Raw genomic sequence first — 26,004 nt, forward strand, 5'->3', positions numbered from 1 at the left:
TTATGTTTTTTTCAATTGACTTCAAAGATAAAAAAGAGTTCGTTATCCTTGCGTGGTAGAATGGAATTATAACATTTTTCTAATGTGTTAATTTTGAAATGTTGTGAAAATAACCCCTGATAGTGATTTTTAGTACCTCCAAATGGAGGGCCTGATTTTTCAAATTCTATATTAAAAAGAAGACCAACTAATTTTCCATTTGGTTTTAAAATTGATTTCATCTTAGCAATATATTGCTTTCTTTCGTCCGGATGAATTGCGCAGAAGAATGTTTGTTCTACAACAATATCGAATTGATCTTCTAGTTCAAAAAAATCTTTATACAGTATTTGCGATACAGGAAAATCCGGAAATTTTATTTTAAAATTATCAAGAGTATCTTTTACAAAATCCAATATGTAGATGTTTTTAAAACCATTCCGAAATAAATAAATAGCCTCATATGCATTTCCACATCCCGGAATTAATATTTTTAAGTTTTTGTCTTCTAACTGATCAAAGTATGAGATAATTGGAGGAGATGCATATCCTATGTCCCATCCAGTTTGATTTGAACGATATTTTCTATTCCAAAATTTTGAATCTAATTTCATTCCTCACTATCGTTATTAGAAGGTTCTTCAAACCAATCATCAATATCTCTTCGATCTTTCTTGGTAGGTCTACCAGCACCTTTTTTTCTGTAGTAATCTTTAGAATATTTTAAAAGATCTAGTTTTTGCAACGTTTCCGTTGGGGTGACGTCTTTACGATATATGTCGACTAGCTTAGCGCCAAGTCGACTTTTTGGTGTGTCCAGAACAACAAGTTCATAGTTAACCTGGTTTTTTCGAACTGTAATTTTATCAGTTGGGTAGATTTCTCGTGATGGTTTTATAATATCGCCATTCACTCTTACTTTACCCTCTTTACAAGCTTTGGTAGCAATGCTACGCGTCTTGAAATATCTGATACACCATAAATATTTATCAACTCGCATAAAAAATGATTAAAAAATGCGTTTTATCTATAATAATAGTTGAGCAAAAGTACAAGAAAATTGTATCTTGCGCCTTCAAAAAAGCAATCAGATGAATGTAAGAAGATATATTTTTGCCGCAGGTGTTGTTGTGGCAGCCTTATATGCCTGTAATAATGATGACGATGATGGTATTATTAGTGTTCCGCCAAGAGATGAAGCAGAACAACAGGCTGATGAAGATCCAATAATACAGGATTATCTAAAAACGCATTTTTTTACGTTGGTAGATAATGATGCAAATCCTGATTTCCAAACTGTGCAGTTTGATACCATTGCAGGAGTTAATAGTGGTCAAACATCTATTTGGGATTCTGGACTTTTGGAAACTAAGACAGTTACCAATATGGATACAGAGGTTTCGTATACATTGTACATGCTTAAATATGATAATGGAGTGGCTACTGAACGCCAAACACAGTTTGCAGATTCTACATTTGTAACTTATACCGGAGAGGTTTTTTATGATTACGAAGATGATGATGGAGATGGAATTCCTAATGATGGGGATGTAGATGCAGATGGAGATGGAGAACCTGATACGGTAGATGATTCTGTTACTAAAACAGATAGTGACGGCGATGGTATTGCTGATGATAGTGATATTGATAATAATCCAACTTCTTCAGATTCTGATGGTGATGGTGTAATAGATGAAAATGATCCTGTAGATAATAATAATCCTAGGAGAAGAGTGTTTGATAGCGCAGTAACTCCAGTATGGTTTGATTTAGTAAACGTTGTAGAAGGTTTTAGAGAAGCAGTGGTAGATTTCAAAGGAGCATCGGGATTTATGGAGAACAGTGATGGTACTGTTAGTTATAATATGGATTTTGGTAATTTTACAGTTTTTATGCCATCTGGTTTAGGGTATTTTGCAGAACCGCAAAATGGAATACCACAATATGCACCTTTAATATTTAGTGTTCAGTTGTACGGAAGTGTAGAAGCAGATCACGACAATGATGGCGTTCCTTCATATTTGGAAGATATTGATGGAGATAGGTTGGTTTTTGATACGGATGATGATACAGATGGTAATGGTTTTCCTGATTATTTAGATCCAGATGATGATGGAGATGGAACATTAACAATAGATGAAGATTTAGAACCAGATACAGATTTAACTGTAGATAGAGATGGAGATGGAGATCCAACAAATGATATTGGAGATGGAGATCCAACAAATGATGATACTGATGGAGATGGAATTCCGAACTATCTCGATACTGATGATACAGCATCTAGAGATGATTAATTTATAAAAAAAACTCCGGTAATTTTACCGGAGTTTTTTTTATAAATGAAATTATAAGTCCAATGCTAAACTTAGAATAAATTGATTAGGTCTAGAATCAACCCTAATTGTTTGTCCTGTATTTGCATCAATAGTTTGAGCCTGGTTTTCGGTAATTCCTCTTTCATACCTAAGATCTATGTTTAGTCGTCTTATCTGTAACCCCACACCAAATTGAACTCCTACAGTGAATTCATTTTTAACTTCACTTAGTCGAACATCTTCTAGATCATTATCTACAATATATTGTAAAGAAGGTCCTCCAAATACGTGTAAAGGGCCTAATAAATAGATCCCTGCTAAAATAGGAAGATCTAGTTTCTTTACATTGTAATTTAATTTTCGATTATCAAATGAATAAGAACTACTGTTTTGTGTATACTGTAATTCTGGTTTAAGATAAAAGTTGTCAGTGATATCTCCTCTTAAAAATACTCCGATATGATATCCTACACGATCATCAGCATTCTCAGAAAGTAAATTGTCACCAGCATTGGTTACATCACTAAATTCTATTTTGCCATTGTCCCCATAGTTCAGACCAGCTTTTACACCAAAGTTTATTCCTTTTTCTTGTGATATGATTGCACAAGAGCTAAAAAGAATTAAAAACACTACTACGTTTTTCATTTTAAATGAGTTTTAAAAGATGAATAAATAATTAATTGTAATTTTTGGTTGTGGTCAGTGTTTCTTTTATAACGAAAATAGGGTGGGATTATTCTAATAGTTAATAAAAAAGTCCTCTGTAAAAACAGAAGACTTTTAAAATATACTTTGATAAATAATATAATACTGATGTTATTTTCTTTTGATAACTTTTTCCGCCGCATTTATGATAGCATCAGCATTTAATCCATATTTTTCCATAAGTTGATCAGGAGTTCCACTTTCTCCAAATGTGTCATTAGTAGCAATGAATTCTTGTGGGACAGGGTGATTTTGAGTTAATACTCTAGATACACTTTCTCCTAAACCTCCTAAGAAGTTATGCTCTTCTGCCGTAACAATACAACCAGTCTTTTTAACGGAGTTTAAGATAGCTTCATTATCAAGTGGTTTTATGGTGTGTATATTAATCACTTCCGCACTAATTCCTTTTTCTTGCAATGCTTCAGCAGCTTGTAATGCTTCCCATACTAGGTGGCCTGTAGCTACAATAGTAACATCAGTACCATCCTGTAAATGAAGAGCTTTTCCTATTTCGAATTTTTGATCTTCTGGTGTAAAGTTTGCAACCTTTGGTCTTCCAAAACGCAAGTAAACTGGACCTTCATAATCAGCAATTGCAATTGTAGCTGCTTTAGTTTGATTATAATCACATGGGTTAATTACTACCATACCTGGTAACATTTTCATTAACCCAATATCTTCTAAAATTTGATGTGTTGCACCATCTTCTCCAAGTGTTAAACCAGCATGGGAAGCACAGATTTTTACATTTTTACCACTGTAGGCAATGGATTGACGAATTTGATCATAAACTCGACCAGTAGAAAAATTAGCAAAAGTTCCAGTAAAAGGTATTTTACCACCAATAGTTAACCCAGCTGCGATTCCCATCATATTAGCTTCGGCAATTCCTATTTGAAAAAAACGATCTGGATTGTTCGCAATAAATGCATCCATTTTTAGAGAACCGATAAGATCAGCACAAAGTGCTACAACATTCTCATTTGTTTTTCCAAGTACTTCAAGACCTGCTCCAAAACCAGAACGAGTATCTTTTTTTCCTGTATCTATATATTTTTTCATGAATATTTTTTTTAAGTCATTTCTGTTTTCACAGAAACCTCTTTTATGTATGCCTTAATAGTCTCCTAAAGTCTCAGGATTTTGTGCTAAACCTATTTCTAATTGCTCATCATTTGGAGCTTTACCGTGCCAAGCATGAGTATGCATCATAAAATCTACTCCATTACCCATTACAGTATGCATTAATACACAAACTGGTTTACCTTTTCCAGTTCTGCTTTTAGCTTCCTGTAATCCTTCTATTACAGCTGTAATATTATTTCCTTCTTTGATTTCCATAACATCCCAACCAAAAGCTTCGAATTTAGCTCTAAGACTACCTAATGATAATACATCATCAGTGGATCCATCGATTTGTTGTCCATTAAGATCTATTGTAGAAATAAGATTATCTACTTTTTTTCCGGATGCATACATAGCTGCTTCCCAAATCTGACCTTCTTGTAATTCTCCGTCTCCATGAAGACTGTATACAATATGGTTATCATTATTCAGTTTTTTTGCTTGCGCAGCACCAATAGCTACAGACATTCCTTGACCAAGAGATCCAGAAGCAATTCTAATACCAGGAAGACCTTCGTGAGTCGTTGGGTGTCCTTGAAGTCTACTGTTAATTAGTCTAAATGTATTTAATTCTTCTACAGGAAAATATCCGCTTCTTGCTAATACACTGTAAAAAACCGGAGAAATATGTCCGTTAGATAAGAAGAAAAGGTCTTCTTCTTTTCCGTCCATATCGAAACCATCTTTTCTTTCTAAAATTTCTTGATAAAGAGCTACAAAAAATTCTGTGCACCCTAGAGAACCACCTGGATGCCCTGAGTTTACTTTGTGAACCTGTCGTAGAATATCTCTACGAACTTGAGTTACAAAATCTTCTAATTGTTGTGTTTTTGGCATTGCTATGCTAATTGGCTTAATGATTAAGGCGCAAAAATACAGGTTTTGATTACCGTGGCAAAATGTCTTTACACCTTTTAATTAAGATACCATTGTTAATAACGAAAAGTTTTCGGAAACTAGACTTTATTAAAGTAGTTTTAGTTAGTTATCTTTGCGCTCTACGAAATAAAAAATATGCAATTCGACCTATTATCTACGGACCCTCAGAGTAAGGCCAGAGCCGGAAAAGTAACAACTGATCATGGAGTTATTGAAACTCCAATTTTTATGCCTGTTGGTACTGTAGCAACTGTAAAAGGTGTACATCAAAGAGAGTTGAAAAATGATATTAATCCTGATATTATATTAGGAAACACTTATCATTTATATCTAAGACCGCAAACACCAATTTTAGAAAAAGCAGGTGGGTTACATAAATTTATGAATTGGGATAGAAATATTCTTACAGATAGCGGAGGTTATCAAGTATATTCTCTATCAGCAAATCGTAAGATTAAGGAAGAAGGTGTGAAGTTTAAGTCTCATATTGATGGATCATATCACGTGTTTACGCCAGAAAATGTAATGGAGATTCAACGTACAATTGGTGCAGATATCATCATGGCTTTTGATGAATGTACTCCATACCCTTGTGATTACAGATATGCAAAGAGAAGTATGCATATGACTCACAGATGGTTAGATAGATGTATGCAACATCTCGAAAAAGTTCCAGTTAAATATGGATATGATCAGACTTTTTTTCCAATAGTACAAGGAAGTACTTATAAAGATCTAAGAAGACAGTCTGCAGAATATATTGCTAATGCGGGAGCAGAAGGAAATGCAATCGGAGGTTTGTCAGTAGGAGAACCAGCAGAAGAGATGTATGCAATGACTGAAGTAGTGACAGAAATATTGCCAGAGGATAAACCTAGATATTTGATGGGTGTGGGTACACCAATTAATATTTTAGAAAATATTGCATTAGGTATTGATATGTTTGATTGTGTAATGCCGACTAGAAATGGGAGAAATGGGATGTTATTTACGGCACACGGAACTATAAATATTAAGAATAAAAAGTGGGAGGATGATTTTTCTCCGATTGATGAAATGGCTATTACCTATGTAGATACTGAGTATTCTAAAGCATATTTAAAGCATCTTTTTTCGGTGAATGAAATGCTTGGAAGACAGATAGCAACGATCCATAATTTAGGTTTTTATTTATGGTTGGTTCGTGAAGCAAGAAAACATATCTTAGCTGGGGATTTTTATTCTTGGAAAAATATGATGGTAAAACAAATGGATAAAAGATTGTAATTTGAAAATATTAGACTGGTATATACTTAAACGTTATTTGGGAACATTTTTCGCAATGATTCTCATGTTTATTCCAATAGGAATTATCGTTGATCTTTCTGAGAAAATAGATAATATATTAGAGCATGAAGCGCCCTTTGGAGCCGTTGTTTCTTATTATTTGGATTTTACCATCTACTTTGCAAATTTACTATTTCCATTATTTGTATTTCTTTCTGTGATTTGGTTTACTTCTAAATTAGCTAATAAGACAGAAATTATAGCCTTTTTAAGCTCAGGTGTTTCATTTTGGAGATTTCTTAGACCGTATATGATTGGAGCGATTTTAATTTGTGTAGGAGCTCTTGCAATGGGGTTATTTTTAGCACCTAAAGCAAGTCAAGGATTTAATGAGTTTAAATATACCTACTTAAAAAAGGGGAAGAAAGTTCAAGAAACCAGAAATGTATACCGTCAATTAAATGATAGTATATTTTTATATGCCAGTGATTTTAAGCCACTTAAGAAAAAGGCGACAAATTTCACATTGGAATATTTTGATGGAAATAAATTAGTTACAAAAATTTCAGCTAGAACGATAACCTTTATAGAGAAAGATAGTATTTATGAATTAAGAGACTTTGTGAAACGTACAGTTTTAGAAGACAGAGATATCATAGAGAAAGCAAGGAAAAAAGACACGATTTTACCTTTTGATATAGATGAGTTTACTCCTGTGACTTATGTAGCAGAGACACTAAATTATATGGAATTAAGTAAGTTTATAGAAAAGGAAAGTAAAAGAGGTTCTTCAGATATAAACAGATATAAAGTGGTAGCTTATAAGAGATGGAGTATTCCTGTTTCAGCATTTATACTTACCGTTATAGGTGTAGCAGTTTCTTCAATGAAAAGAAGAGGAGGAATGGGTATAAATCTAGCTGTCGGTATCTCTTTAGCCTTCGTTTTTATCTTTTTTGATAAAGTTTTAGGTACGTTGGCCAATCAATCTGATTTTCCACCTTTAGTAGCAGTGTGGTTTCCTAATTTTTCTTTTGGGATATTAGCAATTTATCTTCTTTATAATGCCAAACGTTAAGCTCCAGAATTATCTTCATTTTCATTTTATAGTATTTATATGGGGGTTTACTGCAATACTTGGAGAGCTAATCTCTATTGAAGCACTACCTTTAGTATGGTATAGAATGTTAATGGCTTCAGGATTTATTTACCTTTATATTCTAATTAGAAAAATTTCTTTAAAGGTATCTAAAAAGCTTTTGTTTACATTATGTATTGCCGGTGGGATTATTGCATTACATTGGATTACTTTTTTTGCGGCAATAAAAGTTTCTAACGTTTCTATAACGCTTGCTATTTTGTCTACGGGTGCATTTTTCACTTCAATTTTAGAGCCGATTTTTTATAAGCGAAAACTTATTTGGTATGAGGTTGTATTTGGTTTGATGGTAATTGTAGGTCTTTATATTATTTTTAATGTAGAAGGTGATTATTTTTTAGGAATTGTATATGCACTATGCTCAGCTTTTTTATCATCTGTTTTTTCATTAATTAATGGTAAGATTGCTCAACAATATTCTCCTTCAATGATTTCTTTTTATGAATTATTAACTGGAGTGGGTTTTGTGACAATTTACTTGACAGGAATGTCTTTTTTAGGAGCAGAAAATGACGGTTTTACAATTGGTTTCTTTCAGTTATCAACCTCGGATTGGATATTTTTAATAATACTTGCTTCATTTTGCACGGCTTATGCTTTTATAGGTTCAGTTCAGGTTATGAAATACTTAAGTCCATATACAGTAATGTTAACGATAAATTTAGAGCCTGTTTATGGAATTGTATTAGCATTTTTAATTTTTGGAGATTCAGAAAAAATGAACCCAGGATTTTATTACGGAGCCCTTATTATACTTAGCACAGTAGTGTTGAATGGTATATTTAAAAATATTAAAAAAATAAAAAGACAAAGGTCTTAATACTAGTTTAACAAGTATTGTTTTATATTTGTCTGCTAACCCTAGTTAAAAAAAACAAAATATATTCTTGATATGGAATATTTAGAATTTGAACTCCCCATAAAAGAACTCGAAGAACAATTTGAAAAAGCTTGCGCAATAGGAGCTGAAAGTGATGTTGATGTCACGGATACCTGTAAGCAAATTGAAAAAAAATTAAATGAGACTAAAAAGGAGATTTATAAGAACTTGACTGCTTGGCAGCGAGTACAATTATCTAGACATCCATCTAGGCCATATACATTAGATTATATAAATGCTATATGCGGAGATTCTTTTTTAGAATTACATGGAGATCGTAATGTTAAAGATGACAAAGCGATGATTGGAGGTTTAGGTAAAATTGGTGATCAAAGTTTTATGTTCATTGGTCAACAAAAAGGATACAATACAAAGACAAGACAATATAGAAACTTTGGGATGGCTAATCCTGAGGGATATAGAAAAGCACTTCGTTTGATGAAGAGTGCTGAAAAATTCAATATTCCTGTAGTTTGTTTTGTTGATACTCCAGGAGCATATCCAGGTTTAGAAGCTGAGGAAAGAGGACAAGGAGAAGCTATTGCTAGAAATATCCTAGAAATGACACGTCTTAAAGTTCCTATTACTGTTATTATTATTGGAGAAGGTGCCAGTGGAGGTGCATTAGGAATAGGAGTAGGTGATAAAGTATTGATGCTAGAAAATTCTTGGTATTCTGTAATCTCTCCTGAAAACTGCTCTTCTATTCTATGGAGAAGTTGGGAGCAAAAGGAAATTGCAGCCGAAGCATTGAAATTAACTGCAAAAGATAGTGCTAAACTTAAAGTTGTGGATGAAATCGTAAGAGAACCGCTTGGTGGAGCTCATAGTGATCGTGAAAAAACATTTAAAGCTGTTCGAGATAAAATTTTGTCATCTTTTGAAGAGATGAAAAACTTATCACCAGAAGAATTGGTAGAAAAGCGTATGGATAAATATGCAAATATGGGGGTCTTCAAAGGCTAACCCCTAATAAATCACTTGACACAAAAATCTGAAGTTTTTGACTTCGGATTTTTTTATGCTTATTAACAATATAATTAAGTTATCAACAGTTCATTTGTTGAAGACTGGTGGACATTGATTACCTTTGTATAAGGTCCACCTCTTTACAATTTTTTTACATTCGTAGTTATGGAAAAAGTACAGCAAGCTCAGCAATCTAATTATGGTCGGGGGAACGTAATTTCGCTGGAAAAAGGAAAAATACCTCCTCAAGCAACTGATTTAGAGGAAGTTGTGCTTGGGGCGATGATGATAGATAAAAAAGGAGTCGATGAAATTATCGACATTCTTAATCCCGATGTTTTTTACAAAGAATCTCATAAATATATTTTTGACGCTATATATAAGTTGTTCGAAAACTCAGAGCCGATTGACTTATTAACGGTTTCGAGTCAACTTAAGAAAGATGCAAAACTTGAATTAGCAGGTGGGGAATTTTATCTAATTCAACTTACCCAAAAGGTAGCATCTTCAGCACATATCGAATTTCATGCTCGTATAATTTTGCAGAAATATATACAGCGTAGTCTGATAAAAATATCGAATGAGATTATCGAAGAATCATACGATGAGACCGCAGATGTCTTCGATCTTTTGGACATGGCAGAATCTAGATTATATGAGGTAACTCAAGGAAATATAAAAAGATCCACAGAGACTGCTCAAAGTTTAGTAATTCAAGCAAAGAAAAAAATTCAGGAAATATCGAATAAAGAAGGAATGAGTGGAGTTCCTTCTGGTTTTGATAAATTAGATAAGCTGACCTCTGGTTGGCAACCAAGTGACTTGATTATTGTTGCAGCACGTCCTGGTATGGGTAAAACTGCTTTGACATTGTCTATGGCTAGAAATATGGCAGTTGGAGCTAATATTCCTGTTGCATTCTTCTCATTAGAGATGTCATCAGTACAGCTGATTACACGTTTAATATCTTCAGAAACGGGTCTTTCTTCAGAGAAATTACGTACTGGTAAGTTAGAAAAACACGAATGGGAACAACTTAATGTAAAAGTAAAAGACTTAGAGAAAGCTCCTCTTTTTATAGATGATACTCCTTCTCTTTCCATTTTTGATTTACGAGCAAAAGCAAGACGTCTTTCTTCTCAGCATGGTATAAGAATGATTGTTATAGATTATTTACAATTAATGACAGCAGGTGGTAGTGGTAAGAATGGAAACCGTGAACAAGAGATTTCGACAATTTCTCGTAACCTTAAGGCATTAGCAAAAGAATTGAATATTCCTGTTATTGCATTATCACAGTTATCACGTGCTGTAGAAACTCGTGGAGGTAGTAAGAGACCGTTATTGAGTGACTTGAGGGAATCTGGAGCGATTGAGCAGGATGCGGATATTGTAGCATTTATATTTAGACCAGAATATTACAAGATAGATGAGTGGGATGATGAAGAAAGATCACCTACTCAAGGACAAGGAGAGTTTATTGTTGCCAAACACCGTAATGGTGGTTTAGAAAATATTAGGTTAAAATTTATTGGTCACTTAGGTAAATTTGATAACTTAGATGACTTTAGTACTCCTTTTGAGTTTCATTCTAAGATGAATGATGGTAAAGAAGAAGATGATCCTTTTAGTACAAGCCATCTTCCTAGTGCCGATGAAGCCTTTGGGAGTAGCATAAATGACTCTAATGATGATGATGACGTTCCTTTCTAAAATGAAGTGTAAATTTTTGATTTACGCACTATTATTTTTCTTTACTTTTCAATCATACGCTTCGTATGTGTTAATTCCTATGGATGCCGAAGGTCAGCAAAACCATTTAAAAGCCTATGGAATTACATATTGGACACTTAGCAAAGATCTAAAAGTTAAATGGCTACTTAATTATAGAGGAGGTTCTTTTTTATTACCTGATACGGATGACATTAAAAAAGAATGTACGATTCGTGGGGTTTCTTATGAAGTTCTGAGCAACGCTAAAACAGAAGAAATTTTAGAGGATATAAGTAGTCCCTCTAAAAATATGGAAGCTGTTATTTTAGAAAAAGCACCTAAAATAGCGGTGTATTCTCCAAAAGGGAATCAACCTTGGGATGATGCGGTAACAATGGTTTTAACGTTTGCCGAAATCCCGTACGAGACTGTATATGATAAAGAAGTTTTAGAAGATAATCTTATTTTATACGACTGGTTACACTTACATCATGAAGATTTTACTGGACAATATGGTAAGTTTTATGCATCTTATAGAGCGGCACCTTGGTATATACAAGAAAAAGCCAATGCAGAGAAATTGGCATTTGAACTAGGTTATGAAAAGGTTTCTCAAGAAAAACTTGCAGTAGCACTTAAGATTCGAGATTATGTAGTAGGTGGTGGGTTTATGTTCGCTATGTGTAGTGCTACAGATAGTTTTGAAATAGCTATAGCTGCAGAAGGAGTGGATATTTGCGAGCCAATGTTTGACGGAGATCCAAGTGAACCAGGTTATCAGTCTAAAATCGATTATAATAAAACATTTGCGTTTAAAGATTTTACGCTCGAACGTAGTCCAAATGTATATGAGTTTTCTTCTATAGATATGACTAGAAAACGTCGTATTTCTAAAACTACAGATTATTTTACGCTAATGGATTTTTCTGCGAAATGGGATCCGATTCCTACGATGCTTTGTCAGAATCATACCGCATTGGTAAAAGGTTTTATGGGGCAGACCACAGCATATGACCCTACTGAAATTAAATCTAATGTATTAGTTCTTGGAGAAAATAGAACTAACAACGAAGCTAGATATATTCATGGAATTAAAGGAAAAGGTTTCTTTACCTTTTATGGAGGTCATGATCCAGAAGATTATCAGCATAGAGTAGGAGATCCAAAAACTGAGCTAGAATTGCATCCTAATTCTCCTGGATATCGTTTGATTCTTAACAATGTTCTCTTTCCTGCTGCCAAAAAGAAAAAACAGAAAACTTGATTGTTTTGATTTTGTTTCTATGAGTTAAATCACTGTTTATAGGGTGATTTGAGTATTGAACATTTTGTAGTTTTGATCCTATGGTAAAAAAAATCATAATGATAGTTGTTATTTTATTTATATCAATAGGTGCCTTGTGTATTTATGGATTGTATCGTTTTTTTAACCCTTTTGGAAAAGAAGTAAATAAAGAGTTATCCGATTCTTATTATTATACAAGAGATAAAGAAGGCATTATTTATAGTCCAATGGGTAATTGGTTTGAATTAGGAAAAGATGAAATGGAAGTTGATATGCAAACATTTCAGGTTCTAGCAAGGGATTATGCTAAAGATAAAGATCAAGCTTATTTTAAATCAAGAGCAATTAATAATGAAATAGATCTTGCATCATTCGAAGTGCTGTTAGGGTATACACCTATAGATAAAAATCACGTATATGAATTAAACGATAATTATTATCATATAGGTACAAAAGATATAAAAGCACTAAAAATTCTAGAAGGAGCAGATGCAAAAACTTTTACTCAGATAAGTTTCGATTTTGCTAAAGACAAGAATTTTGTATATCAAAATTATAAAAGAAATGATTCCCTAGATGTTGCATCTTTTGATGAGATCAATAGTCACTTTTGTAAAGATCAAAAAGGAGTGTATTATTATTCTTATGGAAACCCTCCTCGTAAGATTGAAGAAGCTAATATCTCAGGAATTGTTTCTTTGACAGACTACTATATTCGAGACGATAATAATGTGTATTTTTATGTGGGATATCAAAATTCAGAAAGCCTAGATGAAGTTATTACTATTCCTTTTAAAAATAGTAACGCTATTAATTTTTTTGAGGATAATGGATTAGTGAGAATAGACGATAAGATATTTTATCAAGGAGAGGCAATAGAAGAAGTAGATGTTACTACTTTTAAAGAACTAGAGCATGGGTACACAAAAGATAAAAATTACGTCTTTTTTAATGGAAAGATAATCGATGGGGCAGACACAAATACGTTTAGATATAATAAGAATACTTATACTTTTTCGGATAAAAATCACATTTACGAAGTTGGTGAAATTGTAAAAAGTAAAAAGTAAATTTTGATTTTTGTAAGGTTGTAAATAAAAGACGACTATTGTAAACTTAAACAATAACCTTACATCCAAAAATGAAAAAAATAATAGTATCCGTACTAATTCTCAGTGTTTTATTTTCTTGTAAAGAAACACTTAAAGAAGAAAAAGAAATTGTTGTAGAAGAGAAAGAAGAAATAATTATTCCTGATCGCTCTAGTGATTTCCCAAAAGATATAGCTGCTGTTTTTAAAGCTCACGGTGGGATTCAATCTTTTGATGAAAAGAATTCCTTGGTTTTTGAACTTTCTAACCCAGAAGGTAATGAAAAGCATACTACGGATCTTAAAACTAGACATGCACGTATCGAAACAGACAAGTTTCAATTAGGTTTTGATGGGAAAGAAGCATGGATTGAGCAAGATTCAACTTATTTTAAAGGGAACCCACGTTTTTATCATAACTTGATGTTCTATTTTTATGCAATGCCTTTCGTATTGGGAGATGATGGTATTTCTTATGAAAAAGTGGACGATTTAAAAGTGGGAGAAGTATCATATCCTGGTTATAAAATATCTTATGGAGAAGCAATTGGTGATTCTCCAAAGGATAATTACTTTGTATACTATGATTCAGAATCATATAAGATGAAATTTTTAGGATACACAGTAACATTTTTTAGTAAAGAAAGTAGTGAGAAAATTAGCCTTATAGAATATTCAGATTGGAATGATATTGACGGGTTATTGTTGCCAAAAACCTTAAAATGGAGATCTTATAAAGATGGAATTGTAGGAGAAGTTAAAAGTGAGAGAAACTTCGTAAATGCCTCTGCGAGTAAAGAAAAAATGGATGCTTTTATATTTAGTAAGCCGAAAGATGTGAAATAGGTCTTCTATAAATTATAAGATATTAAAAAGAGCTCTGTTAGTTTTTGTCTAATGGAGCTCTTTGTTTTTTCAGAAAGCGAAAACTTTTTTTGATAAAAATATAGGTGTGATTTTTAGTATTTGATAATTGTATAAGAGAATACTCTTTGTTTATTGCGAAAAAATCATAAGTGGTGCACTTTTAAATAAGAATACCTTAAAGTCTATTCAAGTACATTTTTAGAATTAATTAATTTTATATCCTTTATCTAATTCTATTTACGAAAACGATATAGTAACACACACAAAAATAATTTTATGTATAAAGAACTAACAACGAGTAATAGGATTTTGATGGGACCTGGACCATCAGATGCACATCCTAGAGTACTTAAAGCAATGTCTACACCATTAATTGGGCATTTAGATCCAGAATTTGTTACCATTATGGATGAGGTTAAAACGATGGTACAAGATACTTTTATGACTAACAATCATATGACTTTTGTAGTTTCTGCCCCCGGTAGTGCTGGTATGGAAACTTGTTTGGTTAATTTATTAGAACCTGGAGACGAAGCTATTATTTGTATCAATGGAGTTTTTGGTGGTAGAATGGCGGATATAGCCGAAAGATGTGGTGCTAAAGTACATAAAGTTGAGGTAGCTTGGGGAACAGTGATCACTCCAGAAGATATAAAAAAGGCCTTGGACATATGCAAAAAACCAAAATTAGTAGCACTTGTACATGCAGAAACTTCTACCGGAGCTTTACAACCTTTAAAAGAAATTAGTGATCTGGTTCATAACGCTGGTGGATTATTAATGGTAGATGCTGTAACTTCTTATTGTGGTATGGAACTAAAAGTGGATGATTGGAATATAGATGCAATATACACTGGTACACAAAAGAATTTAAGTGCCCCTCCAGGTTTATCACCTGTAAGTTTTTCTGATAATGCGCTAAAAGCACTAGAGAATAGAAAAACAAAGGTGCAAAGTTGGTTTTTAGATTTAAGTTTAGTTAAAAACTACTGGGGAGGTGCTAAACGTGCTTATCATCATACTGCACCAGTTTCTTCGGTATACGCTTTAAGAGAATCGCTAAGAATCGTATTAGAGGAAGGTTTAGAAAACAGATGGAAAAGACATCAAGAAGTACACGAGGTTTTAAAAACAAAACTAGAATCTTTAGGATTTAGATATTTAGTAGAAGAGCAATATCGATTACCCAATTTAAATGCAGTTTTTTTACCAGAAGGAAATGATGAAGCAATATTGCGTAAAAAGTTACTAACTAAATATAATATTGAAGTAGGAGGTGGTTTAGGCGCTTTCGCAGGAAAGATATGGAGAATAGGAATTATGGGGGAGAGCTGTACACATAATCACGTAAATATGTTGGTTAGTGCATTGCAAGATATGAAAGAATTTAAAAGCTGATATATCAATTGTAGTGTATAGAGTTTCACTGAAAACAGGGTGTGATTTAAGGTTGATTTTCTTGATTTTTGTGTAAATAAATTAGTTCACACATTTTTTAATCTCTTAAAACCTTATTCAATGAGTTCTATTAGTAATGACCAAATGGTAGTAGAAATTTTAAACTTTTTTTATCCTAAGAATACAATCTCAGAACATGATGTATCAGATCAATTAGGTGATTTGGCGGCAGAAATGTATGCAGAAGCATTAGAGGCTTCTGCTGCAATGCATTTAGTCCCAAGACCTACGTATACTCCATCAATGTCTTGGTTAGTAAAAGAAGGTGTGAAAGCTTTCTGGAGATCAAGAGGAGAGGATGAAATATATGAATCCGTAAGAGCTACAGTCGCGCTTAAATATAAAAGTAAACATCAGATGAGTAAATTGGGAATTTAAAAAGAAAGAGGCACTTCTATGAAGTGCCTCTTTCTTTTTAATGAAATAAAGCTTTTTTATTTTGTATACTTATCGCTATAGCGTTTCCATAGTTTTGTTTGGTGACTTTCTAAGCTGATATCTCTTCCTTGGATAAAGGCTTTTTCTAACTGATTGGTTCTCATGTCTAAAGCATCTCCAATACTTATAAATAAAGTAGCATCTTTACCAACTTCTAAGGTGCCTACGATATTATCAATGCCTAAAATTTTAGCACTATTACCAGTAATTAGCTGTACAGCCTTTTCTTTATCTAATCCGTGAGCAGCCACAGTTCCAGCTTGGAAAGGGAGGTTACGCGCATTGGCGCGTTCCATCTGACCGCTGTTTTGTAATGCTACTAACACACCTGCATCTACCAATAACTTTGCATTTTTATATGGCAAATCATAATCATCATCTTCATAATTTGGTGTAGAGTGTGTTCTTGTAAGTAGTACAGGAATGTTTTGTTGTTTAAGCTGTTCGGCTACTTTATAAGCTTCATCAGCTCCTACCAATACTACTTTTTTAAGTTGTTGTTCTTTAGCAAAACGCAATACATCCAAAATAGCTTTTTCCGCTCCAACATGAACAAATAAGGTCTGTGTACCATCAAAAACTTTTTGCATTGCTACATGAGGTAAGTTTTCGTTACTAGTGTTCGATTGCATAGTAGCTTTGGCTTGATTCATATAATCTGCTAGAGCAGTTACCTGTTCCTGGTATTTTTTATTTGGTTTAAATCCAGGATCTTCTCCTAGCCACCATCTACCTCTAGTAAAAGGACTTGGCCAATTCATATGGATCCCATCATCGGTTTTGATGGCCGCATCTTCCCAATTCCAAGCATCTAATTGTACAATAGAAGAAGTGCCAGAAATCCATCCGCCACGTGGTGTGGTTTGCGCAATCAATACACCATTTGGACGCATACTTTCTACAATTTTACTTTCTGCATTGTATGCTATAATACTTCGGATGTGTGGATTAAAACCTCCAATTTCACTGTCATCATCGGTAGCTCTTACGGCTCCGATTTCAACCAACCCTAAGGTAGAATTAGGTGCTATAAATCCTGGGTATATATGTTTTCCAGTTGCATCAATTGCTTTTCCTTTGGTAGCAACAGTACCATTGGTACCAACAGTAGTAATTTTACCATTTTCGAAAATAATAATGCTGTTGGCAATCACTTCTCCATTACCGATATGAGCAGTAGCTCCGGTAATAGTAATTGCTTCAGTCTGGCTTTTTGCCGGAGTTTGTTGTGCAATTACACTTCCGAATGTAACCATTAGCAACAATAGTATATATGATATTTTTTTCATTTTGTAATCGGTGTTTAGTGAATGTGTTCTACAGTATCGCAGTGAAAATGTTGTTTTTCTTTTTTCTTAGGCGGCTGTGTTTTTAATCCACTATTTTTTGCCTTTAATAACATGGTAGACAGCTCGTTTCTTTCATCAGCAATTGATTTTCGCATAGCTTTGTCTTTTTCTAAATCAAAATAAGTAGCTCCATCAATCAACGTTTTTTCTGCTTTGGCATATATAGAAAGAGGGTGATCTGTCCATAAAACAACATCTGCATCTTTTCCTACTTTAATACTCCCTACACGATCATCAATGTGTAACATTTTTGCTGGGTTTAGCGTAACAAATTTCCAAGCTTCTTCTTCACTAATTCCTCCATATTTCACGGATTTTGCAGCCTCTTGATTTAATCGTCGAGACATCTCACCATCATCACTATTAATAGCAACAAGTACTCCTTGATTATGCATAATGGTAGCGTTATAAGGAATGGCATCATTTACTTCATATTTATAAGCCCACCAGTCAGAAAAAGTAGATCCAGCTACACCGTGTTTAGCCATTTTGTCTGCAACCTTATATCCTTCAAGAATGTGGGTAAACGTGTTGATTCTAAAGTTGAATTTTTCAGCCACTTTCATCAGCATATTAATTTCACTCTGCACATAAGAGTGACAGCTTATAAAACGTTTGCCATTGAGGATTTCAACTAAGGTTTCCATTTCTATATCTTTTCGATATGGCTTTCCACTATTTTTTAGTTTTTCATATCGCTTAGCACGTGTAAAATAATCTACATACAATTGTTCTACACCCATACGAGTCTGTGGGAAACGTATTCTTTCTGCATCTCCCCAATTACTTTGTTTCACATTTTCTCCTAAGGCAAATTTGATAAACTTAGGTGAGTTATTGAAAATAAGATTTTCTGCACTTTCTCCCCATTTTAATTTTAGGATTGCTGATCTACCGCCAATAGGGTTAGCCGATCCGTGTAAGATTTGGATAGAAGTTACTCCACCCGCAAGGTTTCTATACATATTGATGTCATCTGGTGAGACCACATCCTCTATTGTTACTTCTGCAGTTGAATTATGGCCAGCTTCATTAATTGCTGCTGCTGCGATATGAGAATGCTCATCAATAATACCGCTAGTTAAATGTTTTCCAGTAGCGTCTACAATTCTAGCATTTCCAGCATTTAGATTTTTTCCGATCCCGGCAATTTTTCCATTTTTGATTAAGACATCAGTTTCTGTCAGAATTCCATCAACTTCGTTTGTCCATACAGTGGCATTTTTGAATAATATGTTTTCAGATTTAGGAAGTTTACTATTTCCGTAGGCGATATTTGGATAGGTTACTGGCAGTACCTTTGGGGTCTCCTTTTTGTCCTCAGTTTTTTTTCCATCTTTTTTAGCAGCATCTTTTGGCTTTTGTTTTGCCGTAAAAGTTGTCTCTGATCCGTTTGGCAAAATCGCCTTTCCGCTCCAAAATTTAGGGTTTTTATTAATTGCAGTTACTATTCTAGTATATTGAGTTTTTGTAGTATCAGCGTCCGTAAAAGTAAGGGATACCCAATCATTAGTGTATGTCATTTTACTTCCTAATTTAGTTTCTCCAAGTTTTACTTCGGCCTTTGGTTTAGCAGGTTTTCCCGAAATGGATACATCATACGTTTTTCCGGCAAGTGTTAGTTCATATGCACCATTGATATCCGTGGTATTCATATCATTAACAATGTTCTTATGTCCCTGTACCCAATTTTCATAGATAATATTATCCTTGGAAAATAACTCTTGACTAGTAATTAAAAAATTAGCATATGCCCCTTTTTTAAGAGTTCCTAGTACATCACTTTTTCCTAAGATCTGAGCAGGAACTGTAGTCAACGCTTCTAATGCAGTTTTTTTGTCTAATCCGTGCTTGATTGCTTTTTCGATTCTTGCATTGAGATCAGCAATCTTTTTTAGCTTGTGTGTAGTTAGTGAAAATTGAACTCCATTTTTAGCCAAAATAGATGGGTTTGTCGGTGCTTGGTTCCAATGGCGCATATCACCTAAGCTTACTAGGTTAGCCATATACGGGTCAGATACATCATAAGCTTCGGGAAAATCAAGCGGAATTATATATTTGGCATTGGTAGCTTTTACTTTATTGATTCTAGCATATTCGTCACCACCACCAACGATGATGTATTGAATATTAAATTCGTCACCTACTTTATCGGCTCTAAAACCATTAATTCTACTTCCTGCTTCAAAAATTTGAGGTAAGTTTTTGTTTTTATTCAAAGCTTCTATAGATAGATCTTTATAATCTGTATCATTAGTGGTGTACCATTTGGCATCTAAATATACTTGTCTTAGCAGTGCCATCGAACCCATTAGTGATGTAGGGTACATTTGTTTGCTTTTATTGCTTTTTGAAAAAGAAAGTAATTGTGATGATGCATCACTTAATAAACGATCACCTTTGGTGCCATCATTATTAAGAGCGACTAATAAACCGGTTCCTCTCATAATTCCATCAGGCATATGAGTATTTAATGTTCCAAATCCAGCTTTGATAAATTCATCAGCCTTTTTCTTGTCATAAGTAAAATCATCTAATGAATTTGTTTCTGGACGGATATGGTCATTCCAATAATATCCTTCTCTAGAAGCATCATATTGAGGATTGCTTCTAAAAGAACCTCCTTGTCTTTTAGGCTTTTTAATTCCGAAGCTAGTAAAAGGATCAATGAAGGAAGCATATATGTGTTTCCCTTGCAGATCAATTACAATACTATTTTTAGGAATGGATAATCCAGTACCTACTTGTTGAATTTTACCTTTTTGTATAATTAATGTGCCATTAGTAATCTCTGTTCCAGGAGATGTGTGAATGACAGCATTCGTAAAAACAGTATAATTAGAATTAGACGTCTTAACACCGTCATTTTTTGGGAAATATTCTTGAGCATAAAAATTAAATCCCATAAATATCACAGCAAGTGATAAAAATAGTTTTTTCATAAGAGTTAGTGTAAAAAATGAATTGGTTTTAAAGATAACTTTTGCTACAGAAAGACCTTACAAATTAGTAATTTTTTAACAAGGAACAGGAAATTTTGAATTCTACAATTACAGATACATTATAACTTATCCTTATAATAGTTTACTAGTAATGCAACTACATAGCTATACGTTTCCATACCTTTTGGTTGATTATTAGCCTTAAGATAGCTGTCGTATGTACTTTTAAAAATAGGTTCTAGTGGATTTTGATAACTCATCCAAAAGTCATTCACTTCTTTGTAATTTTTTAATATTCCGGGTCTTAGTTTTTCGATCAAGCAAAATGCTTTTTGCTCGTCTCTAAGGTAGAGGTCATTAAGACAGAATTTAAGAGCAAAAGTGGTTCCACTATAGTTGAAATAAGGATCATTAAAATTCATAGTGGTTAAAGCCGCGATAAAATTAGCTTCATTTTCTTTTGCAAATCCTAATTGGTGTGCTTCTTCATGGCAACTAGTGGTCGGAGCTTTATAATTAAGAATTAATCCATTTACTTGGGCTTCATTGGTAATAGGATTTAAATATCCACTAAACCCCATATATGTTAAGGGAATACTCAGTAAAGATTTTTTAATACTTTTTGGAGAATATCGAAGATTAGGAATTACTTCATTAATTTGTTCGTAGGCTGGTATTGTTTTTTCGAATATTTCCTCTTTGTCATAAGGCATTACTATTGATAGAGAGTCATCGGATTCTAAACTTTCATGTATAGAATTAGCGCGTTTAATAAGTTTTTCAGAGACCATTAAAAGTTCAGCTTCACTGTATTGATCTTCAATTTCTAATATTTCGTGCATTGGTAATCTATAATAGTTCATTCCCCATAACAAATGAAAAGCGGCATATACTATAGATATGGTAGCACCTACATCTAACAATATTTTTTTCCATTGAACTTTTTTTCGAAATACTTTCTTAAATAAAAAACGAATCAAAAGAATAATTAAAATACTATACCCTATATCACCAAAAGAAAAAGGAATCCAACCAAATACATATCGCAAGGCTTTAGAGGTGTAAACAAAAACTCCATTACTATAAAAACGATCTATAAATTCTGGAAAGAAAGAAAGAATTTTGATAATTATAAACTGAACTGGTAAAAGAAAAGTAAGGTATAGTTTTGTTTTAGATTGCATGTAATGAAATATATCAGATTGTAAATCTACAACATTTAATATATGATTTGAATTAAGATTATCATAATGTACATTTGCCAAAAACACAATACATATATGAATTCAGAAATAAGAAACCTAGAGCCTAAGAAACTTTGGAATAAATTTGCGGATTTGAACGCTGTACCAAGGCCTTCTAAAAAAGAAGAGCGAGTAATTGCTTTTATGAAAGATTTTGGTACGTCTCTTGGGTTACCGGTAGAAGTAGATGAAGTAGGGAACGTTTTGATAAGAAAACCTGCTACTTCTGGCATGGAGAATAGAAAGACTGTAGTGATGCAATCTCATCTAGATATGGTACATCAAAAAAATGCTGATACGGTTTTTGATTTTGATACTCAGGGAATAGAAATGTATGTAGATGGTGATTGGGTGCGTGCTAAAGGAACTACTTTAGGAGCTGATAATGGATTAGGTGTAGCTACTATTATGGCTATTCTAGAATCTAGTGAATTATCACATCCTGCAATCGAAGCATTGTTTACTATTGATGAAGAAACTGGAATGACCGGAGCAATGGGATTAAAACCAAATTGGTTACAAGGAGATATTCTACTTAACTTAGATACAGAAGAAGATGATGAAATTGGAGTTGGATGTGCAGGTGGTGTAGATGTAACTGCAGAGAGGACTTACAGTCAGGAAGATATGCCGGAAGGTAAAACAGCATATCAAATTTCTGTGACTGGTCTTAATGGAGGCCATTCTGGAATGGATATTCATAAAGGTTTAGGTAATGCTAATAAAATAATGAATAGATTGTTATTTGATGGTTTTGAGAATTTTGGACTTAGAATTCATGAGATTAAAGGTGGGAGTTTACGAAATGCTATTCCTAGAGAGAGTTTTGCAACAGTTGTTGTTGATACGATACAATCTGAAGCTTTTGAATTTGAAACTTCGGAATTGATCTCTACAGTAAAAAAAGAACTTTCTTTGGTAGATCCAAGCCTATCAATAGAATTGAAGCAGGTTGAACTACCGAGTAAAGTAATGGAATTGGGTGTTCAAGAGGGTGTTTTAAAATCTTTATATGCCGCTCATAATGGTGTATACGTTATGAGTTTATCGATCTCTGATTTAGTGGAAACATCTAATAATATAGCAAAAGTAACGATTGGCAACGGAAATATTAAGATTGAATGCTTAACTAGAAGTAGTGTAGATTCTACCAAATTAGATTTAGTTAATAAGTTACGAGCTACTTTTGAATTGATAGGATGCGAAGTAACAACGGATGGCGATTATCCAGGTTGGGCACCAAATATGGATTCTGCAATATTAAAAGTATTAGATAGTTTGTATCAAAAAATAAATGGAGAAAAAGCTCATATTGCCGCTTGCCACGCCGGTTTAGAATGTGGTATTCTGGGACAGAATTACCCAGATATGGATATGATATCTTTTGGTCCTACGATTTTAGGAGCACATTCTCCAGATGAGAGAGCTAGTATTTCTTCTGCTCAGAAGTATTGGGGATTTGTCAAAGAAATATTAGAAAATATTCCTAATAAATAGTTTTTTAATTTATACTAAAAGAAAAGGCATCTCAAATAAAACTTGAGATGCCTTTTTTATATTATTAATAGATAGGTTTATTGTTTTCCTAAGATCCCAACTAATTCTAGTTCGAAAACCATTTCTGTATTTGGTGGAATTGGAGCTCTACCTCTTTCTCCATACCCTAAATGAGGAGGGACAAAGATAATCGCTTTATCTCCTACTTTCATTTGTTGAACTCCTTCTTTAAAACCAGGAATCATTTTAGCTTCTGGAGAATAAGGAATTTCTAAAGGAACATATCCTTTTGGATGGTCAGCACGACGCTGATCAAAAAGTCCCATTTCTCTTGCTTTTTCTACAAGGTTTGTGTCAAACATTTTTCCATCAGTAAAGGATCCTTGATAGTTTACTTGTACCATATCACTTTGCTTAGGTTGTTCTCCATTTCCTTGTTCTAAAAATAGAATCTCTAACCCACTTTCTAACTTAGTCGCCTTTTTTCTTAATTCAGCGAATTCTGCAGCAATAGCAGGAAACTTTTTAGCTATCTCAGCTTGTCTTTCCTTTTCAATACGTTCTTTCTCTAATTTCTCTTCTTCTAGCGCTTTTAGTTTATCTTCAAAAGCCGCTTTAGAATCAAATGCTTTAGCATCTTTTCCTTTACGAATGATATTAACTTGTTCCATTCTTATTTCAGATACAGGTTTGTCTCCAGGTTTAGTTTCAGTGACACCAATACTATCCACGATATCCTGACCAGAAACGATTTCTCCAAAAACAGTATGTTTACCGTTTAACCAAGGAGTTTCTTTTAATGTAATAAAGAATTGACTTCCGTTGGTAGCTGGACCAGAGTTAGCCATAGATAAAATACCTTTAGACTTATGCGTTAATGAGTCTACGATTTCATCCGGAAATTTGTAACCAGGGTCACCTGTTCCTGTTCCTAGAGGATCACCAGTTTGGATCATAAAATCTTTGATAACTCTATGGAAAATAATTCCGTTGTAATACTTCTTTCCTTTATATAAACTATCTACCATAGTGTTCGTTCCTTCTGCTAGAGAAACAAAATTTGCCACTGTCATTGGAGTTTCTTTGTAATGTAATTCAGCTATAGCAGTTCCTTTATTGGTAATGATTTCTGCATAGATTCCATCTCCAAGTTCTGGGTACTTTTCCTCGCAATTAGTAAATGTAAGGGTGATAAGTGCTAAAAATAAAAGACTTAATTTTTTCATTTTTTTAGTTAAGATTTAATTTTCTTTTGTTGATTGTTTTGTGATTTTATTGAGTTTTACTCTAGATATTAACGGAATATTTGTTCCAATCTTATGATTGTCTCCATAATATCCGTATGCTTGATAAGAAGGGAATAGAAATGTTACTATTTCTCCTTCTTTCATTATTTTTAATCCTTCTCTCAAACCAAAAAATAGATCTTCTTGGTCAATAGCGTAGTTTACAGTGTCTAACTCTTTTTCACTATATATAGTATCTCCGTTAAGATCTTTGATGTCATAATTGAAATTAACAATATCACCAAATTTGGCAGTACCAGAAGTTAAAGTGTCTTTTTTTTCATAATAATACCAAAACCCCCCTTCAGAAGTGATGTAATTATTAGAAGAATCTTGCTGTATTATTTTTTGTATCCTAGCCTCTTCTCGTGCGCTAAGTTCTTTATTTCGATTAATAGATTCATTAATAAATGATCCTGACGAAATACTTACAGGTTTTCTTGCTTCTGGAGCTTTACAAGAGAAAAATAGCGTTAGGAAACTTATTAATAGGAGAAAATATCTCATGAATTCAGGGCATTTTTATAAGACGGTAAGATACTAATAAATTTTTCAACAGTTTCGCCTAGAGAAAGATTACTTTTTCCTCCAGCAGCATTATGATGTCCTCCTCCTTCGAAGTGATTTCTAGAAAATTCATTCACCGAAAATTCACCTTTAGAGCGTAGTGATATTTTTATAATATTTTCGCCTTTGTTTTCTATAAAAATGAGTGCAAAAACAATTCCTTCTACAGATAATCCCATATTAACAAATCCTTCGGTATCACCTTTTTTGAAATTATGATCATCCAATTCTTTTTGAGACAATGTGATGTAAGCAGTTTTGTATTCTGGAAGTACTTTTAAATTCTTAAGTGCTACACCTTGTAATTGTAATCTAGAATAGGTGTTGTTGTCATAAATATTTTCGTGAATAGCAGTGTTGTTAGCTCCACGTTCAATTAGGTCAGCGATCACTTTATGCGTAATATTTGTCGTGGATCGAAATCTAAACGAACCTGTATCTGTCATAATACCAACATATATACAAGTAGCTATATCTGCTGTGATTTTATCCAAATCATCTAGATTTTCAATAAAATGATAAATCATCTGACAAGTTGAACTCATGCCGACATCACTATAGGTATAGGTAGCATAATTATCAGGTTGTTGATGATGATCAATCATAATGAAAGTGGTGTTTGTATGCTCTAACACGCTTTCCATATTTCCAGTTCTGGAAAAATGATTAAAATCTAATGTGAAAATTATATCTGCTTCTCTAATTTTTTTAACTGCTAATTCGGTATCACTATCATATTTAATGATAGAAGATTCACCTGGAATCCATTTTAGAAAACTTGGATAATCATTAGGCGTTATAACTGTAGATGTATGTCCTAAACTTGATAAATAATGATGTAGGGCTAGAGTAGATCCTATAGCATCACCATCCGGATTTTTATGAGGAATAATTACAATGTTTTTTTGAGTGCTTAAAAGCACTTTTATTTCTTTAAACTCACTTGTATTCATAGGTCAGCGAAGATACTATTAATTAATAA

23 protein-coding genes are annotated in these 26,004 nt (G+C 33.3%); 12 read left to right on the forward strand and 11 right to left on the reverse strand.

All coding sequences use genetic code 11. The annotated features are described in order from the left end of the window. Positions 1-11: 11 nt before the first annotated feature. Positions 12-593, reverse strand: a complete 582-nt coding sequence (locus J8L88_RS13615) for a methyltransferase domain-containing protein (RefSeq protein WP_211060978.1) — start codon at positions 591-593, stop codon at positions 12-14. Further along, on the reverse strand, positions 590-979 hold the full coding sequence (locus J8L88_RS13620; protein ID WP_027395608.1) for an RNA-binding S4 domain-containing protein: 390 nt from the start codon (positions 977-979) through the stop codon (positions 590-592). The genes J8L88_RS13615 and J8L88_RS13620 overlap by 4 nt, the downstream gene beginning before the upstream one ends. Before the next feature lie 91 nt (positions 980-1,070). Between J8L88_RS13620 and J8L88_RS13625 the strand changes: the two genes are divergently transcribed. Beyond that, positions 1,071-2,276 carry an FKBP-type peptidyl-prolyl cis-trans isomerase gene (locus J8L88_RS13625; RefSeq protein WP_211060979.1) on the forward strand — a complete coding sequence of 402 codons (1,206 nt, stop codon included), beginning with the start codon at positions 1,071-1,073 and terminating at the stop codon, positions 2,274-2,276. Between the two features lie 51 nt (positions 2,277-2,327). Here the strand turns inward: J8L88_RS13625 and J8L88_RS13630 are convergent, their stop codons facing one another. The 3 genes from J8L88_RS13630 to J8L88_RS13640 all read right to left on the reverse strand — a co-directional run bounded on the left by J8L88_RS13630 (position 2,328) and on the right by J8L88_RS13640 (position 4,970). Next, the gene (locus tag J8L88_RS13630; protein ID WP_027395609.1) at positions 2,328-2,945 is read right to left on the reverse strand and encodes a porin family protein; all 618 of its coding nucleotides are present in this window, start codon (positions 2,943-2,945) and stop codon (positions 2,328-2,330) included. Positions 2,946-3,116: 171 nt separating this feature from the next. After that, positions 3,117-4,070, reverse strand: coding sequence for a transketolase family protein (locus J8L88_RS13635; protein WP_118386768.1), 954 nt, complete (start codon positions 4,068-4,070; stop codon positions 3,117-3,119). 54 nt (positions 4,071-4,124) lie between these two features. Next, entirely contained in the window at positions 4,125-4,970 is an 846-nt protein-coding gene (locus J8L88_RS13640) for a transketolase (RefSeq protein ID WP_118386767.1), read from the reverse strand. Positions 4,971-5,147: 177 nt separating this feature from the next. Here J8L88_RS13640 and tgt point away from each other — a divergent pair, with 177 nt between their 5' ends. From tgt to J8L88_RS13690, 10 genes are all read left to right on the forward strand, one after another. Beyond that, the gene (gene tgt, locus J8L88_RS13645; RefSeq protein WP_027395612.1) at positions 5,148-6,278 is read left to right on the forward strand and encodes a tRNA guanosine(34) transglycosylase Tgt; all 1,131 of its coding nucleotides are present in this window, start codon (positions 5,148-5,150) and stop codon (positions 6,276-6,278) included. Position 6,279: 1 nt separating this feature from the next. Then, positions 6,280-7,356: an LptF/LptG family permease gene (locus tag J8L88_RS13650; protein WP_027395613.1), complete on the forward strand. Its 1,077-nt coding sequence runs from the start codon at positions 6,280-6,282 to the stop codon at positions 7,354-7,356. Beyond that, positions 7,343-8,257: a DMT family transporter gene (locus J8L88_RS13655; protein WP_118386765.1), complete on the forward strand. Its 915-nt coding sequence runs from the start codon at positions 7,343-7,345 to the stop codon at positions 8,255-8,257. Before J8L88_RS13650 ends, J8L88_RS13655 begins: the two co-directional genes overlap by 14 nt. A 72-nt stretch (positions 8,258-8,329) precedes the next feature. Next, positions 8,330-9,283 (forward strand): acetyl-CoA carboxylase carboxyltransferase subunit alpha, encoded by a 954-nt coding sequence (locus tag J8L88_RS13660; RefSeq protein WP_027395615.1) that lies wholly within the window; start codon positions 8,330-8,332, stop codon positions 9,281-9,283. A 168-nt stretch (positions 9,284-9,451) separates the two neighbouring features. Further along, entirely contained in the window at positions 9,452-10,999 is a 1,548-nt protein-coding gene (gene dnaB / locus J8L88_RS13665; RefSeq protein ID WP_027395616.1) for a replicative DNA helicase, read from the forward strand. Positions 11,000-11,015: 16 nt separating this feature from the next. Further along, a complete protein-coding gene (locus J8L88_RS13670) occupies positions 11,016-12,263 on the forward strand; it encodes an asparagine synthetase B (protein ID WP_371813666.1) in 1,248 nt (415 codons plus the stop codon). A gap of 98 nt (positions 12,264-12,361) precedes the next feature. Then, on the forward strand, positions 12,362-13,354 hold the full coding sequence (locus J8L88_RS13675; RefSeq protein ID WP_211060981.1) for a DKNYY domain-containing protein: 993 nt from the start codon (positions 12,362-12,364) through the stop codon (positions 13,352-13,354). Between the two features lie 71 nt (positions 13,355-13,425). Next, a complete protein-coding gene (locus J8L88_RS13680) occupies positions 13,426-14,220 on the forward strand; it encodes a DUF6503 family protein (RefSeq protein ID WP_211060982.1) in 795 nt (264 codons plus the stop codon). Positions 14,221-14,517: 297 nt separating this feature from the next. Beyond that, entirely contained in the window at positions 14,518-15,639 is a 1,122-nt protein-coding gene (locus J8L88_RS13685; RefSeq protein WP_027395619.1) for an alanine--glyoxylate aminotransferase family protein, read from the forward strand. Between the two features lie 120 nt (positions 15,640-15,759). Then, on the forward strand, positions 15,760-16,077 hold the full coding sequence (locus tag J8L88_RS13690; protein WP_027395620.1) for a hypothetical protein: 318 nt from the start codon (positions 15,760-15,762) through the stop codon (positions 16,075-16,077). A gap of 56 nt (positions 16,078-16,133) precedes the next feature. On the opposite strand, the gene J8L88_RS13695 is transcribed toward J8L88_RS13690, so the two are convergent. From J8L88_RS13695 to J8L88_RS13705, 3 genes are all read right to left on the reverse strand, one after another. Next, a complete protein-coding gene (locus J8L88_RS13695; RefSeq protein ID WP_211060983.1) occupies positions 16,134-17,426 on the reverse strand; it encodes an amidohydrolase family protein in 1,293 nt (430 codons plus the stop codon). A gap of 14 nt (positions 17,427-17,440) precedes the next feature. Beyond that, the gene (locus J8L88_RS13700; RefSeq protein WP_211060984.1) at positions 17,441-20,428 is read right to left on the reverse strand and encodes an amidohydrolase family protein; all 2,988 of its coding nucleotides are present in this window, start codon (positions 20,426-20,428) and stop codon (positions 17,441-17,443) included. 119 nt (positions 20,429-20,547) lie between these two features. Beyond that, positions 20,548-21,612, reverse strand: a complete 1,065-nt coding sequence (locus tag J8L88_RS13705) for a DUF3810 domain-containing protein (RefSeq protein ID WP_027395623.1) — start codon at positions 21,610-21,612, stop codon at positions 20,548-20,550. A gap of 96 nt (positions 21,613-21,708) precedes the next feature. Between J8L88_RS13705 and J8L88_RS13710 the strand changes: the two genes are divergently transcribed. After that, positions 21,709-23,169 carry an aminoacyl-histidine dipeptidase gene (locus J8L88_RS13710; RefSeq protein WP_027395624.1) on the forward strand — a complete coding sequence of 487 codons (1,461 nt, stop codon included), beginning with the start codon at positions 21,709-21,711 and terminating at the stop codon, positions 23,167-23,169. A 77-nt stretch (positions 23,170-23,246) separates the two neighbouring features. Here J8L88_RS13710 and J8L88_RS13715 read toward each other — a convergent pair whose 3' ends face one another. The 3 genes from J8L88_RS13715 to J8L88_RS13725 are packed head-to-tail and all read right to left on the reverse strand — an operon-like array spanning position 23,247 to position 25,975. After that, positions 23,247-24,395: a peptidylprolyl isomerase gene (locus tag J8L88_RS13715; RefSeq protein ID WP_027395625.1), complete on the reverse strand. Its 1,149-nt coding sequence runs from the start codon at positions 24,393-24,395 to the stop codon at positions 23,247-23,249. A 15-nt stretch (positions 24,396-24,410) separates the two neighbouring features. Next, the gene (gene gldI / locus J8L88_RS13720; protein WP_211060985.1) at positions 24,411-24,962 is read right to left on the reverse strand and encodes a gliding motility-associated peptidyl-prolyl isomerase GldI; all 552 of its coding nucleotides are present in this window, start codon (positions 24,960-24,962) and stop codon (positions 24,411-24,413) included. Continuing rightward, positions 24,959-25,975, reverse strand: a complete 1,017-nt coding sequence (locus tag J8L88_RS13725; protein WP_211060986.1) for a bifunctional oligoribonuclease/PAP phosphatase NrnA — start codon at positions 25,973-25,975, stop codon at positions 24,959-24,961. The genes gldI and J8L88_RS13725 overlap by 4 nt, the downstream gene beginning before the upstream one ends. Positions 25,976-26,004: the final 29 nt, after the last annotated feature.

This window comes from Aquimarina sp. MMG015 (assembly GCF_018100855.1).
Lineage (GTDB): Bacteria > Bacteroidota > Bacteroidia > Flavobacteriales > Flavobacteriaceae > Aquimarina > Aquimarina latercula.

Coding starts and splice junctions, on each gene's coding strand:
- J8L88_RS13615 (WP_211060978.1), bottom strand. CDS start 593: ATGAAATTAGATTCAAAATTTTGGAATAGAAAATATCGTTCAAATCAA.
- J8L88_RS13620 (WP_027395608.1), bottom strand. CDS start 979: ATGCGAGTTGATAAATATTTATGGTGTATCAGATATTTCAAGACGCGT.
- J8L88_RS13625 (WP_211060979.1), top strand. CDS start 1,071: ATGAATGTAAGAAGATATATTTTTGCCGCAGGTGTTGTTGTGGCAGCC.
- J8L88_RS13630 (WP_027395609.1), bottom strand. CDS start 2,945: ATGAAAAACGTAGTAGTGTTTTTAATTCTTTTTAGCTCTTGTGCAATC.
- J8L88_RS13635 (WP_118386768.1), bottom strand. CDS start 4,070: ATGAAAAAATATATAGATACAGGAAAAAAAGATACTCGTTCTGGTTTT.
- J8L88_RS13640 (WP_118386767.1), bottom strand. CDS start 4,970: ATGCCAAAAACACAACAATTAGAAGATTTTGTAACTCAAGTTCGTAGA.
- tgt (WP_027395612.1), top strand. CDS start 5,148: ATGCAATTCGACCTATTATCTACGGACCCTCAGAGTAAGGCCAGAGCC.
- J8L88_RS13655 (WP_118386765.1), top strand. CDS start 7,343: ATGCCAAACGTTAAGCTCCAGAATTATCTTCATTTTCATTTTATAGTA.
- J8L88_RS13660 (WP_027395615.1), top strand. CDS start 8,330: ATGGAATATTTAGAATTTGAACTCCCCATAAAAGAACTCGAAGAACAA.
- dnaB (WP_027395616.1), top strand. CDS start 9,452: ATGGAAAAAGTACAGCAAGCTCAGCAATCTAATTATGGTCGGGGGAAC.
- J8L88_RS13675 (WP_211060981.1), top strand. CDS start 12,362: ATGATAGTTGTTATTTTATTTATATCAATAGGTGCCTTGTGTATTTAT.
- J8L88_RS13680 (WP_211060982.1), top strand. CDS start 13,426: ATGAAAAAAATAATAGTATCCGTACTAATTCTCAGTGTTTTATTTTCT.
- J8L88_RS13685 (WP_027395619.1), top strand. CDS start 14,518: ATGTATAAAGAACTAACAACGAGTAATAGGATTTTGATGGGACCTGGA.
- J8L88_RS13690 (WP_027395620.1), top strand. CDS start 15,760: ATGAGTTCTATTAGTAATGACCAAATGGTAGTAGAAATTTTAAACTTT.
- J8L88_RS13695 (WP_211060983.1), bottom strand. CDS start 17,426: ATGAAAAAAATATCATATATACTATTGTTGCTAATGGTTACATTCGGA.
- J8L88_RS13700 (WP_211060984.1), bottom strand. CDS start 20,428: ATGAAAAAACTATTTTTATCACTTGCTGTGATATTTATGGGATTTAAT.
- J8L88_RS13705 (WP_027395623.1), bottom strand. CDS start 21,612: ATGCAATCTAAAACAAAACTATACCTTACTTTTCTTTTACCAGTTCAG.
- J8L88_RS13710 (WP_027395624.1), top strand. CDS start 21,709: ATGAATTCAGAAATAAGAAACCTAGAGCCTAAGAAACTTTGGAATAAA.
- J8L88_RS13715 (WP_027395625.1), bottom strand. CDS start 24,395: ATGAAAAAATTAAGTCTTTTATTTTTAGCACTTATCACCCTTACATTT.
- gldI (WP_211060985.1), bottom strand. CDS start 24,962: ATGAGATATTTTCTCCTATTAATAAGTTTCCTAACGCTATTTTTCTCT.
- J8L88_RS13725 (WP_211060986.1), bottom strand. CDS start 25,975: ATGAATACAAGTGAGTTTAAAGAAATAAAAGTGCTTTTAAGCACTCAA.